The following is a 13788-nucleotide window of genomic DNA, read 5'->3' as shown; positions in this document are numbered from 1 at the left end:
TCACTTTGACAGCCAGTCAAACAGGGACTGACCGCGCATCGATGCCGGACGATCAATCTGAAGAGCCTCCAAGTCCGGACTTGCGAAGCATGCTGACTCTGCATGCGCAGCGTCAGCGACTACACTCCTATTGCGCTATTTATTCCGTTTTCCCCCACGCCCGCGGCTCCCGCTGTGGCATCGCGTTGTCACGCGTCGGCGCATCCGCCCGCCGCGCTGTACGCTGATTATTTTCTTCGAAAGGACCTGACGTTCCAATGGAATGGACCCTTGACTGGATTGCCGATCCCAATGCCTGGATAGGACTCCTGACCCTGATCGTGCTCGAGATCGTTCTCGGCATCGACAATCTCGTCTTCATTGCGATTCTTGCCGACAAGCTGCCTGCGCACCAGCGCAATCGCGCGCGCATTCTTGGCCTTTCGCTGGCGCTGATCATGCGCCTGCTGCTGCTTGCCTCGATTTCCTGGGTGGTGAAGCTCACGACCCCGCTGTTCAGCGTGGCAGGCTTCGGGTTCTCCGGGCGCGACATTATCCTCATTATCGGCGGCGTGTTCCTCCTGTTCAAGGGCACGATGGAACTGCACGAGCGCCTTGAAGGGCATCTTTCCGCCAAGGAAACGAATGCCGCCAACGCGGTTTTCTGGCAGGTCATCGCCCAGATCGTCGTTCTTGATGCTGTGTTCTCCCTCGATAGCGTCATCACCGCTGTCGGCATGGTAAAGTATCTCGAAGTCATGATGATCGCTGTCGTCATCGCCGTCGGCGTGATGATGCTGGCGGCAAAGCCGCTCATGAACTTCGTCAACCGCCATCCGACGGTCGTCATCCTCTGTCTCGGCTTCCTGATGATGATCGGCTTCAGCCTCATCGTCGAAGGCTTCGGCTTCCACATTCCGAAGGGCTATCTCTACGCCGCGATCGGCTTCTCGGTCCTCGTCGAAGCGGCCAACCAGCTTGGACGCCACAACCGCGAAAAACACGTCACCACCATGGACCTGCGCGACCGCACCGCCGGCGCCGTGCTGCGCCTTCTCGGCGGCGGACGTGGCGCCGAGGCGCCGCATTCCGATACGCTCGACGTCATTGCCGAGCACAGCGCCGCAAGCGACGTCTTCCATCCGGAAGAGAAGGAAATGATCCGCGGCGTGCTCGACCTCGTCGAACGCCCGGTGCGCTCGATCATGTCGCCACGCAATGAAGTCGAATGGCTCGATCTCGACGAGACCAACGAAGAACTCCTTGCCGAGATCCGCACCCTGTCCCACAGCCGCGTCGTGCTGGCGCGCGGGCGCGTCGATGAATTTGTCGGCGTTGCGCTGACCAAGGATCTGCTGTTTGCCATACTCGACGGCGGCAAGATCGATTGGGAGAAAGTGACGCGCCAGCCGCTGATCTTCCACGAAAACGCCAATGTGCTGCGCGTCATGGAACAGTTGCGCGGCTCTTACGTGCAGATGGGCGTGGTGCTCGACGAGCATGGTTCGTTCGAGGGCATCGTCACGCCTACCGACGTTCTTGAGGCGATCGCCGGCGACTTCCCCGAGGAGGGCGAGGATAGTCCGGTCATCGAGCGCGCCGAGGACGGCAGCATGGTCGTTGACGGCTATATCGACATTCGCCGCCTTGGCGGCCTGATCGATCGCGACCTGGTCGACGATGGCGACCGCTACACGACGCTTGCGGGCTATATCCTGTGGAATCTGGGTCACATTCCCGCAGCGGGCGAGAAACTCACCGTCGACGACCTCGAATTCGAGATCGTCGAGATGGAGGGACGCAACATCGGCAAGGTCCGCATTTCGCCGGCCCAGACCGCAGCCTTCATCTGACGCCAGTCGCGGTCCGGACGTTTCCGGACCGCAGTTGCGATCAACTGCCGAGGATGGCCTTTTTGAACGTCTCTATATTGTGGTGCATCATGTCGATGTAGGTGCTTGCACCGTCGTCCGGCTTTGACAATGCATCCGAATAGAGCGTCCCGCCGACCTTGAGCTTTGTTTCGCTGGCGATCTGCTCGATGAGGCGCGGATTTGTGATGTTCTCAACGAAAATCGCCGAGGCCTTGTCTTCCTTGATCTGCTTGATCAGGGCGACAATATCGGCAGCAGAGGCCTCCGAATCCGTCGATATGCCCTCAGGCGCAAGGAAGGTCAGACCATATTCATGCTGGAAATAGCCGAAGGCATCATGTGACGTGATGACCAGCCGCTTCGACTCCGGGATGGAGGCGATTGCCGCCTTGACCTCGGTTTCGGTTGCGTCGAGCTTTGCCGTATAGGCGGTCGCGTTGCTTTTATAGGTATCGCAATTTGCAGTGTCGGCCGTGCAGAAGGCATCGACGATATTCTTCACATAAATCTTGGCATTGCTGATCGACTGAAATGCATGTGGATCGAACGCCTCATGTTCTTCGTGCTGCGTGCCGCTGGCCGCTTCATAATGGTGTTCGTCCTCGGCGCTCTTGATCGGCTCGACGCCCTTGCTCAACTCAATGATCGGCGCCTTTGTGGCGCTCGCCTCAACGAGACGCGGCAGAAAGCCTTCGAAATGCAGGCCATTCACCAGCACCACATCGGCGCTGGCGACCGCCGCGGCATCAGCGGGCTTCGGTTCATAGACATGCGCATCGCCGTCCGGGCCGACGAGGGTCGTCAGCTTGATCTTGTCGCCGCCGACATTCTTGGCGAAGTCCGAAATCACCGTGAAGCTGGAGACCACCTTGAGCGGATCCGCAAATGCGGTCGAGTAGGCCCCGCTCAGTAATAGTATAACATTCACAGTTGCGGCAAGTTTGAAGGCTTTTTTCATGGGTTCCATTCCTGGTTTGCTAGGCGGTTCTGTGGCGGTGAGGACGCAGGCGGCTATTGATGACGCCACGCGTGCCGATGACGATCGAACTCAGATAGATCGTGCCGGCCGATAGAATGATGGCGGGCCCCGAAGGCACGGCAAAATGATAGGAAATCAAAAGCCCGCCGGCGCATGAAATGCAGCCGATGACGATGGCAAGACCGCACATGGGTCCGACGCGCGACGTCCAGAAACGGGCAGCGGCGGCTGGCAGCATCATCAGGCCGACGGCGAGCAAGGTGCCGAGCGCCTGGAAGCCGCCGACGAGGTTGATGACAACCAGGGCGAGGAAAATGAAATGCACCGGCGTGCCGATGCGGCTTACCGAGCGCAGGAAGAGCGGATCGAGACATTCGGCGACAAGGCCGCGCCAGAAAATGGCGAGCGTGACGACGCTGATGGCGGAGATTATCCCGATCAGGCTAAGCGCCTCATTGTTGAGTGCGAGCACCGTTCCGAAGAGAACATTCATCAAATCGACATTCGAGCCGCGCAACGAGACGATCAGGACCCCGAGCGCCAGTGAAATCAGATAGAAGGCCGCCATCGACGCGTCCTCCTTCTGGATGGTGAAGCGCGAGACGGCGCCGGCGCCGAGCGCGACGATGACGCCGGCCACAAGACCTCCAATCGTCATCGGCACGATTTGCAGCCCGTAAAGGAGAAAGCCGACCGCGGCGCCAGGCAGGATGGCATGCGCCATCGCATCGCCGGTCAGGCTCATGCGCCGTAACATCAGGAATACACCGACCGGGCAGGAACCGAGGGCAAGTGCGACCGAGCCAAGCAAGGCGCGCTGCATGAAGCTGTAGTCTGCGAACGGCGCGATAAAGAAATCATACATGGTCGCGCTGCCCGTGATGATGGTGCTCGTGATCATGATGCGCGTGATGGTGATGACCATCATCGTGGTGGTGCGCCGCTACATGGGCGTCATCGTCCTCGCACCAGGGCGCACCCTCTTCCCAGGCCTCGTGAAATTGGCGCGCATGCAGGAGATTTTCCGGCCGCAGCGTCTCACGCGATGCGCCCCAGGCGATGGGTTTTCGCGCAAGGAGCAGCGTCTCTGGAAAATGCTCTCGCACGAGGTCGAGATCATGGACGACGACCATAATTGTGCGATTCTCGCCGTGCCAGCGTTTGATAAGATCGATCAGGTCGCTGACGGTTTTCGTGTCGATCGCATTGAACGGCTCATCGAGCAGTATAAGATCGGCATCCTGCAGCAGGACCCTGGCAAATAGCGCACGCTGCAACTGTCCGCCGGAGAGCGTGTCGATCGGGCGCAGTTCGAAGCCTTCGAGCCCGACGCTCATCAGAGCCTTGGATACTCTTTCCTTGTCTTTAGCGGTGATGCGTCCGAGCAGTCCGCGCTTTGGCCAAAGGCCAAGCGAGACGAGATCGACGACACGCGCAGGGAATGAGCGGTCGAGTTCGGACTGCTGCGGCAGGTAGGCAATGCGCGTCCCCTTCTCGACCGTACAGGACCCCGACATCGGCTTTAAAACACCGACAATCCCCTTCATAAGAGTGGATTTGCCCGACCCGTTCAGGCCAACGACGGCCGTAAGCGAGCCGCGGCGAACGCTTCCATTCAAATGATGCACGGCCGGGTGCCGGTGATAGCCGAGCGTAAGGTCGCGAAAGGTCAGGCAGGGTACGGGCATTGTTTCTACTGCGTTCGCTGAAGGTGCCGCCAGTGCGCGGGCTTTGCCAAATCGATATGTGATGTTATTACATTAGTCAACAATGGCGAATTTGAGAACCGCCGAAAATCGTGTATCCACTGGCACCAAGGCCCAAGACTGACTATCTGCTACTGATGATCAAGGAGCATTTTCGGCAATGACATCGACGCAAGAGCTGACCAAGAACCAGGCGCTGGTTTTCAATGCCCTGGCTCGCGCCGAGGGGCCTCTCAGCGCTTATACGATACTCGACCAGCTGCGCGGCGAGGGTTTCCGCGCCCCGCTCCAGGTCTATCGGGCCCTCGACAAATTGCTCGACTACGGCATGATCCACCGGCTCGAAAGCATCAATGCCTTCGTCGCCTGCTCGCATCCGCACAACCACAGCCATAGCCATGGCATGACCGCCTTCGCCATCTGCGAGAAATGCGGTCAGGTATCTGAATTCTCCGATGATGTGATCACGGGACGCGTGCGGGAGTGGACAAGCGAAAATGGCTTCAGGCAGTCGAAGACCACGATTGAGATTCGCGGCGTTTGCGCCAATTGCGCGGCAGCCTAATCGCCTTCTACAATCAGCGTTTGTAAGCCTTCAGCCAAATATCCACGCCGGATGTCACCGTCTTGCGGATAAGCGCAGACGACGGAGGCGTCGCCATGCAGCCGAATATGCGCTTCTTGAAAAGTCCTGACATGAAAAGGTCAGCCAGCTGATAGGTTGCAAGCTCGGTGTCCTCGATGTCGAGGGTCCCGGCGGCGACATGCTTGTCGATCAGCGCCCGCATAAGAGCTTGGCCACGCCGCGGACCCCTTTCGTAGAAATCGCGGCTCATTGACGGCATGCGCTCGGCAACGCCGATGACGACACGCTGCGCGCGGATGACGACATCGGAGGTTACGACCGTCGCCAGAGCAGTGCCGAACTCGATCAGAGCGTCGCGCAGATCGCCTTCGCTTTCCAGCGCATGGTAGATGTCGGCAAACAGCACTTCGCGATAGTGATTGCAGAGCTCCATGAAGAGCTCTTCCTTGCTGTCGAAGTAAACGTAGATCGTGCCCTTAGAAACGCCGGCCTCACGCGTGATGTCATTCATGCTGGCCGCATCAAAACCCATCTGCGAGAAAATGCGGTTTGCCCCCTCGAGGATCTGCTGACGCTTGGCCGGATCCTGGCCCGCTGCAAGACGACCCGGACGGTCCCCATCGGTCATGAACTCGGCATCCGAAAGGGGGTGCGCCTTCACGACGTATGGCTTGGTAGACGACATATGAAAGTATTTTCCTTATTTCCGATTCTTTTTCGAACCAGTCGGTTCGATCCACTTGATATGCGCCTCCATTTGCGCTATGTCAATGATCGAACCGATTGGTTCAATCACTTTTCAGAGTGAATTCCATAAGAAAGAGCCTTTCAATGCCAGCGTCCAAAGCAAAGAATGAAGCTGATATCCGTCAGTTTCCGGCCCCGGCTCCTGCCGCCAAGGTAGAGGCTCCGGCGAAGGTCGAAGCGCCGCAAGCCGACATTGCCGCGGCAGCGCCGGCAGCGCCGAAGAAGCGTTCGAAGAAGCGCTTGATCCTGCCGGTCGTGGTTGTCGCTGCCCTGTGCGCAGGCGCCTGGTACGGCCACGAATGGTGGACGACGGGCCGTTTCATGGTTTCCACTGACGACGCCTACGTTCAGGGCGATATCACCGCCATTGCCCCGAAGGTCATGGGCTATATCGACACGATCAATGTCGTTGCCAACCAGCGCGTTAAGGCGGGCGACCCGCTGATCACGCTCGACAATGGCGACTATACGATTGCCGAGAAGCAGGCCGAGGCGCAGATCGAAACGCAAAGACTTTCTCTCGACCGTATCAAGGCGCAGACGGAAGCCGCCAGGGCTTCGCTGCAGCAGGCCCAGGCTGGCAAGCTTGCCGCTCAGGCGGTGCTGACCAATGCGCAGAACTCTTCGGTTCGTGCCAAGCAGCTTCATGCAACGAGCTTTGCATCGCAGTCGCAGCTCGACGACGCGACGGCAGCTCTCGACCAGGCAAAGGCAAACATCGCTTCGTCCGATGCGCAGATTGCCACGGCAAACGCCAATATCGGCGTACTCGACGCCCAGTATAAGGAAGCTGAAAGCGCGATCGCCTCGCTGCAACTCGCCAAGGACAAGGCGGCTCGCGACCTGGGCTTCACCATCATCCGTGCGCCCGTGGATGGCGTCGTCGGCAATCTTGCCGCCAAGAAGGGCGATCTCGTCAGCTCGGGTCAGCGCCTCGCCGCCCTCGTTCCGGTGAACGCGCTCTATATCGATGCAAACTATAAGGAAACGCAGCTCAAGGATATCGAAGTCGGGCAGAAGGTGCATGTACGTGTCGACGCGCTGTCGGGCGAGACCTTCGAAGGCACCGTTGCCTCCGTGGCGCCCGCTTCCGGCGCCGTCTTCTCGCTGCTTCCGCCTGAAAACGCGACCGGCAACTTCACCAAGGTCGTCCAGCGCGTACCCGTCCGTATCGCCTTGCCCGCCGACGTGCTTGCCAGCGGCAAGCTCCAGGCTGGTTTGAGCGTTGTCGTCGACGTCGATACCCGCACGACGCCGAGCTCATAGCCGGATAGGCCGAGAATCATGTCAAAAGCCGCAGCCATCGGAGGGCCCGCAGCACCTGCGGTTCCTGACGAACATATCGATCCAAAGAAGGCGATCGCCTTCCTCGCCATGGTCTTTGGCATGTTCATGGCGATTCTCGACATTCAGATCGTCTCGGCCTCCCTGGCCGAAATCCAGGCCGGCCTCAGCGCCAGTTCCGATGAAATTTCCTGGGTGCAGACGTCCTACCTCATCGCCGAAGTCATCATGATTCCGCTGTCCGGGTTCCTCGGACGGCTGCTTTCGACACGTGTCCTCTTTTCGGCATCGGCCGCAGGCTTCACGCTCGCCAGCATTCTTTGTGCGACGGCGACGAACATCGACCAGATGATCATCTACCGCGCAATCCAGGGCTTTATCGGCGGCGGAATGATCCCCAGCGTTTTTGCTGCGGCCTTTACCATTTTCCCGCCTTCTAAGCGCTCGATCGTTTCGCCGATGATCGGTCTCGTCGCCACGCTCGCGCCGACAATCGGTCCGACAGTCGGCGGCTATTTGAGCAACGCTTTCTCCTGGCACTGGCTGTTCCTCGTCAACGTCATACCGGGCATTCTGGTCGCCGTCGCCACCTGGAACCTCATCGACTTCGACAAGGGCGATCGCTCGCTGCTCAGCAAGTTCGACTGGTGGGGGCTTGCCGGCATGGCAGCGTTCCTTGGTTCGCTCGAATACGTTCTGGAGGAAGGCCCGCGCAATGACTGGCTGCAGGACACGACGATCTTCTATTGCAGCATCGTGCTCGTTATCGGCGCCGTCACCTTCTTCTACCGCGCCTTTACCGCCGAACAGCCGATCGTCGACCTTTTCGCCTTCAAGAACCTGAACTTTGCGTTCGGGTCGGCATTCTCATTCGTCCTCGGTATCGGCCTCTATGGCTTGACCTATATTTATCCGGTCTATCTTGGCCGCATTCGTGGCTACGATGCGCTGATGATCGGCGAGGCGCTGTTTGTCAGCGGCCTTTCCATGTTCCTGACGGCACCGATTGCCGGCTTCCTTTCCGGCCGCATGGATCCGCGCATCATGATCATGATCGGCTTCCTTGGCTTTGCCGCCGGCACCTGGACCATGACGCATCTCACCGCCGACTGGGATTTCTACGAGCTTCTCATTCCACAAATCCTGCGCGGCTGCTCGCTGATGCTGTGCATGGTGCCGATCAACAATCTGGCGCTCGGCACATTGCCACCATCGCGATTGAAGAATGCTTCAGGCCTTTTCAACCTGACGCGTAATCTCGGCGGTGCGGTAGGGCTTGCGGTTATCAACACAATTCTCACGGACCGTGGCGCATTACACTATGCGCAGCTTTCGGAGAACGTTCGCTGGGGTAATCCTGAAGCGCAGGACCTCATCGACAGCATGACCAGGAAGTTTGCGGCCAACGGCCTCGACGGCCCGACAACGGCGCTGAGCAAGGTCTCGGGGATGGTGCATCAACAAGCGTCGCTGCTGTCGTTCATGGATGTTTTCTACATCCTGACGCTGCTCTTTGCCTCGCTCGCGGTTTTTGCCATTCTCATGCGCAAACCCGGCGCACCAGCGCCCGGGGGCGGCGGCGGCCACTGAACGGAATAACTATTTAGTCGGCGCATATTGCCTGCAGGTTCCCCTCGCCATTTCCGGGTCAGCTAAGCTACTCGAACTAATGCGTAAGATGTACCTTTCGTATTAATTGCTAAGCCACGAAAAAAGTGGTTCACTCCAGCGTACCCGCTCAGGGAGAAGACGTTCACCAGCTTGTCATCGGTCTGTCATCCAACTGACATGAGAGACCTTTATCGGGGAGCAGAACGTCCAAAAGAGCCAATGACGTATCGCAAAAGGGGTTTACCAAATGATCGATTATTCCAAACGATTGCTCGCGCTGTCGACGGCTGTGCTGTTCGCTGGTACGACGATTTCGTTCGCCGAAGCACCGGCCGAACTGGTCGCCGCGGCCAAGAAGGAAGGCACGTTGACGACGATCGCCTTGCCGCACGACTGGTGCGGATATGGTGACATCATCGCCGGCTTCAAAGCCAAGTACGGCCTCGAAGTCAACGAACTCAACCCGGATGCCGGTTCGAAGGACGAAGTCGAAGCCATCAAGGCGAACAAGGACAACAAGGGCCCGCAGGCTCCTGACGTCATCGACGTCGGTCTTTCGTTCGGCCCCGATGCCAAGAAAGACGGCCTGACGATGCCCTACAAGGTATCGACCTGGGATTCGATCCCGGCCGAACTGAAGGACGCCGATGGCCATTGGTTCGGCGACTATTATGGCGTCATGTCGCTGCAGGTAAACACCGATATCGTCAAGAACGTCCCGAAGGATTGGGCCGACCTGCTCAAGCCGGAATATGCCAACAGCGTTGCGCTGGCCGGTGATCCGCGCGCCTCGAACCAGGCGATCCTCGCCGTATCGGCTGCCGGCGCGTCGACAGGCGCCAAGCCCGGCGCCGCAGGCGGCGAAGCCGGCCTGAAGTACTTTGCCGAACTCAACAAGGCTGGCAATTTCGTTCCGGTCATCGGCAAGTCCGGCACGCTCGCGCAGGGTGCAACCCCGATCATCATAAGCTGGGACTACAATGCTCTTGCTGGCCGTGACACCCTCAAGGGCAACCCGCCGGTTGAAGTCGTCGTTCCGCCGTCCGGCGTTCTGGCCGGCGTTTACGTGCAGGCCATCAGCGCCTACGCACCACACCCGAATGCTGCCAAGCTCTGGATGGAATACCTCTATTCCGACGAAGGCCAGATTGGCTACCTCAAGGGCTATTGTCACCCGGCCCGTTTCCAGGATCTGGTAAAAAACAACAAGGTCCCGAAGGAACTTCTCGACAAGCTTCCACCAGCAGCAGCCTACGAGAAGGCATTCTTCCCAACGCTCGATGAACAGGCTGCCGCCAAGGAAGTCATCACCAAGGGTTGGGACAAGGTCGTCGGCGCCAACGTCCAGTAAGCCGCATTCAGCGATCCCCGCGGAGCAATCCGCGGGGATTCCTGCATTGAGCAACGCGTTGTGCTAGGTTGCACACGCGGGCTTATCTGAAAGCGATTGTCGGCTCATCCTGTGCTGGTATCCTGCACCAGGAATTGGAACCCAAGAAGCGGTCTCGAACACTCCATGAGTGCAATCTCAGAACCAGGTCCTACACTTCCCGTCGCGGCGGCCGAGAAAAAGCGGCTTTCGCTCGATTGGCTCGGCGTCATGCCGTTCATGATCTTCGCGCTCCTGTTCCTGGTCCTGCCGACCGTCTTTCTCGTCGCAGGCGCATTCCAGGATCCGCAAGGCAAACTGACTTTTGCCAATATCGCCAACCTCTTCCAGCCGTCGATCCTCAATGCCTACTGGATCTCGATCAAGATTTCGCTGGCCTCTGCCCTTCTTGGCGCGGGAATTGGCTTCGCCATCGCCGCCGCCGTCGTCCTGGGCGGTCTGCCTGCATGGATACGCGCACCGTTGATGACCTTCTCCGGCGTCGCATCGAACTTTGCCGGCGTTCCGCTCGCCTACGCTTTCCTGTTCACATTGGGGCGCACCGGGCTTGTTACCTATCTTTTGTTGAACATCTTCGGCTTTAACCTCTACGCCCACGGCTTCAACCTGCTGAGCTTCTGGGGCCTGACGATAACGTATCTGTATTTCCAGATCCCGCTGATGGTCCTCATCATCACGCCGGCGCTTGACGGACTGAAGCGGGAATGGCGGGAAGCTGCGCTCATTCTCGGCGCGACGAAGAACCAGTATTGGCGAATGGTTGCCTTTCCGATTCTCTGGCCGGCATTGCTGGGCACGATTCTGCTATTGTTTGCCAATTCGTTCGGAGCAATCGCCACCGCCTATGCGCTGACCGGGTCTTCGCTCAGTATCGTGCCTATCGTCCTTTATGCGCAGATTCGCGGCGACGTCCTGCAGGACCCGCAACTCGGCTACGCGCTCGCCTTCGGCATGATCGTCATCACCGGCATTTCCAACGGCGTCTATATCTGGATGCGTGCCCGCAGCGAACGGTGGCTCAAATGAAGACGAATCGCTTCTGGTCCTGGCTCGCGCTCGCCTTCGGCATCCTCTATTTCACACTGCCGCTGATCGGCCTTCTCGAGTTTTCGCTGCGGATGCGGCGCGGCACCTATTCGCTTGACGCCTACTGGGTCGTCTTGAGCGATCCGGGCTTTCAGGCAACCTTCGGTTATTCCGTCGTCATGGCCATCGCGACGATCATCGTCGGCGTAGTCCTGGTCGTTCCGACCGCCTATTGGGTACGGCTGCGACTACCGGGGCTGCGTCCGTTCATCGAGTTCATCACCCTGTTGCCGCTGGTCATTCCCGCAATCGTTATCGTCTTCGGCTATATTCGCCTTTATAATACCTCGTCGATCTTGCCTCTGACCGGATCCGCGATGGGAACCAACATACTGCTTTGCCTCGGCTATACCACATTGGCGCTGCCCTATATGTACCGTGCTGTCGACACGGGCCTTGGCGCCATCGATATACGGACCATGACGGAAGCCGCCGAAAGTCTCGGCGCAAGCCGGATCACCATCATGTCGAGCATTATTCTGCCGAATGTGCTCGTCGCCGTGCTTTCGGGTGCATTCCTGACCTTCGCCATCGTCATCGGCGAGTTCACCATGGCGGCGCTGCTCAACCGGCCCGCATTCGGCCCGTTCCTGCAATTGCTCGGCGCCAACCGTGCCTATGAGCCGGCCGCGCTATCCGTGATTGCCTTCGCCATTACCTGGGTCTGTATGGGCCTCATCCAGGTCGTTACCCGCCTTAACAAATCTCTCGCTGCGACCCGGCGATAATCGGAAGAAACAACACCATGTCGTTCCTTACCATCAGCCATTTGAAAAAGAGCTTCGGAGCCACAACAGTCGTTCATGATTTCAATCTTAACGTCGAGAAGGGCGAATTCATTTCGTTCCTCGGGCCGAGTGGCTGCGGCAAGACGACGGTGCTGCGCATGGTTGCGGGCTTCGAAACGCCATCTTCGGGCAGCATCAGCATCGGCGGCAAGGATGTCGTCAACTTGAAGCCGAACCAGCGCAATATCGGCATGGTCTTTCAGGCCTATGCGCTTTTTCCCAATATGACAGTTGCGCAGAATGTTGCTTTCGGTCTGAAGGTGGCAAAGAAGCCGCAGGCCGAGATCACTGCGACGGTGCAAGAGATGCTGTCCTTGATCAAACTCGATCACCTGGCCGAGCGCTTCCCCTATCAGCTTTCCGGCGGACAGCAGCAGCGCGTCGCGCTTGCACGGGCGCTCGCGACGAAGCCACAGGTGCTGTTGCTCGATGAACCCCTCTCGGCCCTCGATGCCAAGATCCGCGTCTCGCTGCGCGAGGAAATCCGCGCCATCCAGCGCAAGCTCGGCATCACCACCATCTTCGTAACGCACGACCAGGAAGAAGCGCTGTCTATATCCGACCGCATTGTCGTCATGTATGAGGGCCGTGCCGAACAGGTCGGCGCTCCTTTCGAGATCTACAACCAGCCGGCATCACGCTTTGTCGCGTCGTTCGTCGGAACGCTGAATACGATCGACGCCGTGGTTCGCGACGCCAAGACCGGCATCATCACGGTTGACGGCAAGGATGTCGCCATCGGTCCGCGCCTCAACGGTCACCAGTCCGGCGACCGGATTTCGCTCGCGGTGCGCCCCGAGGCGGTCAGCCTTGGCGAAGCCACGGACAAACGCGAGACAACGCTCGACGGCACGATCAACAGCGTGCACTTCCTCGGCTCGGTGATCCGTATCCGCGCATCGCTTGGCGAAAACGTCGTCTCGTTCGATACGTTCAACAATCCGAGCGCTCCACCGCCGGAACCCGGCGAGAACGTCAAGGTCAGCCTCGCGGCAAAGGACCTCCTGGTGCTCGGGCACTAAGTCTTGAACTCACGAGCCATGCAATCTATGTTAGCTAAGTAACTCTAGCTAAGGCTTGGTCAATGGTCACTGTAAACATGCACGACGCAAAAACACGTCTGTCGAGTTTGGTTGAAAGCCTCGAGCTTGGACAGGAAAGCGAATTTATCCTGGCACGCAACGGCGAGCCGGTTGCGAAGCTTGTGCCATTCACCCTGCCCAAACGCATTGGGGCAGCGCGTCACATTCTCGCTGGCCTCGACATTCCCAAAACCGTGGAAGCTTTTAATGCCGGCGACCCAGATGTAAGCGAAGATTTCGAAAGCAGCGCTTTGACGCCGATAATCCCGTGAAGCTTCTACTGGATACGCATATAGCACTCTGGATTGCCGAGGGTTCCGATGGTCTCTCGAGTAAGGTCATCGAGATGGCCGCAAATCCAGACAACAGCTTGTACATCAGCGCTGCCGCCATCTGGGAAATTTCGATCAAGCACTCGAAGGGCAACCTCAAACTGCATCCCCGCGATGCTCGCTCGGCGTTCCATCTTGCCGGGATCGTCGAGCTTCCGGTTTCGGGTAACCATGCGGAAGCCGTGGCATCGCTTCCATACTATGCCGATCACTCTGATCCGTTCGATCGCATCATGGTCGCCCAGGCACTGCACGAGGCTGTGCCACTGCTCACCGCCGATGCCAAGCTGTGGCGCTACCACGCGACACTCGTAATTCCTGCCTGATATCCACTCAATTTCGCG

14 protein-coding genes are annotated in these 13788 nt (G+C 58.7%); 10 read left to right on the top strand and 4 right to left on the bottom strand.

What is annotated here, in order from left to right:
- Positions 1 to 257 precede the first annotated feature (257 nt).
- On the top strand, positions 258 to 1832 hold the full coding sequence (locus BR48_RS0100520; RefSeq protein WP_027229545.1) for a TerC family protein: 1575 nt from the start codon (positions 258 to 260) through the stop codon (positions 1830 to 1832).
- Positions 1833 to 1872: 40 nt separating this feature from the next.
- On the opposite strand, the gene aztC is transcribed toward BR48_RS0100520, so the two are convergent.
- The 3 genes from aztC to aztA are packed head-to-tail and all read right to left on the bottom strand — an operon-like array spanning position 1873 to position 4520.
- On the bottom strand, positions 1873 to 2811 hold the full coding sequence (aztC, locus tag BR48_RS0100515) for a zinc ABC transporter substrate-binding protein AztC (RefSeq protein WP_027229544.1): 939 nt from the start codon (positions 2809 to 2811) through the stop codon (positions 1873 to 1875).
- Between the two features lie 19 nt (positions 2812 to 2830).
- Positions 2831 to 3697, bottom strand: a complete 867-nt coding sequence (gene aztB / locus BR48_RS0100510; protein WP_027229543.1) for a zinc ABC transporter permease AztB — start codon at positions 3695 to 3697, stop codon at positions 2831 to 2833.
- Positions 3690 to 4520, bottom strand: coding sequence for a zinc ABC transporter ATP-binding protein AztA (gene aztA, locus BR48_RS0100505; RefSeq protein WP_027229542.1), 831 nt, complete (start codon positions 4518 to 4520; stop codon positions 3690 to 3692). Before aztA ends, aztB begins: the two co-directional genes overlap by 8 nt.
- A 178-nt stretch (positions 4521 to 4698) precedes the next feature.
- On the opposite strand from aztA, the gene BR48_RS0100500 reads away from it, so the two are divergent.
- Positions 4699 to 5103: a Fur family transcriptional regulator gene (locus BR48_RS0100500; protein ID WP_027229541.1), complete on the top strand. Its 405-nt coding sequence runs from the start codon at positions 4699 to 4701 to the stop codon at positions 5101 to 5103.
- 13 nt (positions 5104 to 5116) lie between these two features.
- Here the strand turns inward: BR48_RS0100500 and BR48_RS0100495 are convergent, their stop codons facing one another.
- Entirely contained in the window at positions 5117 to 5809 is a 693-nt protein-coding gene (locus BR48_RS0100495; RefSeq protein ID WP_036812880.1) for a TetR/AcrR family transcriptional regulator, read from the bottom strand.
- A 146-nt stretch (positions 5810 to 5955) separates the two neighbouring features.
- Here BR48_RS0100495 and BR48_RS0100485 point away from each other — a divergent pair, with 146 nt between their 5' ends.
- From BR48_RS0100485 to BR48_RS0100450, 8 genes are all read left to right on the top strand, one after another.
- Positions 5956 to 7137 (top strand): HlyD family secretion protein, encoded by a 1182-nt coding sequence (locus BR48_RS0100485; RefSeq protein ID WP_027229539.1) that lies wholly within the window; start codon positions 5956 to 5958, stop codon positions 7135 to 7137.
- 18 nt (positions 7138 to 7155) lie between these two features.
- The gene (locus BR48_RS0100480; protein WP_036812877.1) at positions 7156 to 8745 is read left to right on the top strand and encodes a DHA2 family efflux MFS transporter permease subunit; all 1590 of its coding nucleotides are present in this window, start codon (positions 7156 to 7158) and stop codon (positions 8743 to 8745) included.
- Positions 8746 to 9013: 268 nt separating this feature from the next.
- Positions 9014 to 10117: an ABC transporter substrate-binding protein gene (locus BR48_RS0100475; protein ID WP_027229537.1), complete on the top strand. Its 1104-nt coding sequence runs from the start codon at positions 9014 to 9016 to the stop codon at positions 10115 to 10117.
- Between the two features lie 165 nt (positions 10118 to 10282).
- Positions 10283 to 11182, top strand: coding sequence for an ABC transporter permease subunit (locus tag BR48_RS0100470; RefSeq protein WP_027229536.1), 900 nt, complete (start codon positions 10283 to 10285; stop codon positions 11180 to 11182).
- Positions 11179 to 11970 carry an ABC transporter permease gene (locus BR48_RS0100465; RefSeq protein ID WP_027229535.1) on the top strand — a complete coding sequence of 264 codons (792 nt, stop codon included), beginning with the start codon at positions 11179 to 11181 and terminating at the stop codon, positions 11968 to 11970. The genes BR48_RS0100470 and BR48_RS0100465 overlap by 4 nt, the downstream gene beginning before the upstream one ends.
- Before the next feature lie 17 nt (positions 11971 to 11987).
- The gene (locus BR48_RS0100460) at positions 11988 to 13052 is read left to right on the top strand and encodes an ABC transporter ATP-binding protein (RefSeq protein WP_027229534.1); all 1065 of its coding nucleotides are present in this window, start codon (positions 11988 to 11990) and stop codon (positions 13050 to 13052) included.
- 62 nt (positions 13053 to 13114) lie between these two features.
- Positions 13115 to 13384, top strand: a complete 270-nt coding sequence (locus BR48_RS0100455; RefSeq protein ID WP_027229533.1) for a type II toxin-antitoxin system Phd/YefM family antitoxin — start codon at positions 13115 to 13117, stop codon at positions 13382 to 13384.
- A complete protein-coding gene (locus BR48_RS0100450; protein ID WP_027229532.1) occupies positions 13381 to 13770 on the top strand; it encodes a type II toxin-antitoxin system VapC family toxin in 390 nt (129 codons plus the stop codon). The genes BR48_RS0100455 and BR48_RS0100450 overlap by 4 nt, the downstream gene beginning before the upstream one ends.
- Positions 13771 to 13788 lie beyond the last annotated feature (18 nt).

The organism is Phyllobacterium sp. UNC302MFCol5.2, assembly GCF_000686005.1.
GTDB lineage: Bacteria > Pseudomonadota > Alphaproteobacteria > Rhizobiales > Rhizobiaceae > Phyllobacterium > Phyllobacterium pellucidum.
The sequence above is the reverse complement of the archived record's forward strand: the minus strand, read 5'-3'. Positions and strand labels throughout refer to the sequence as shown.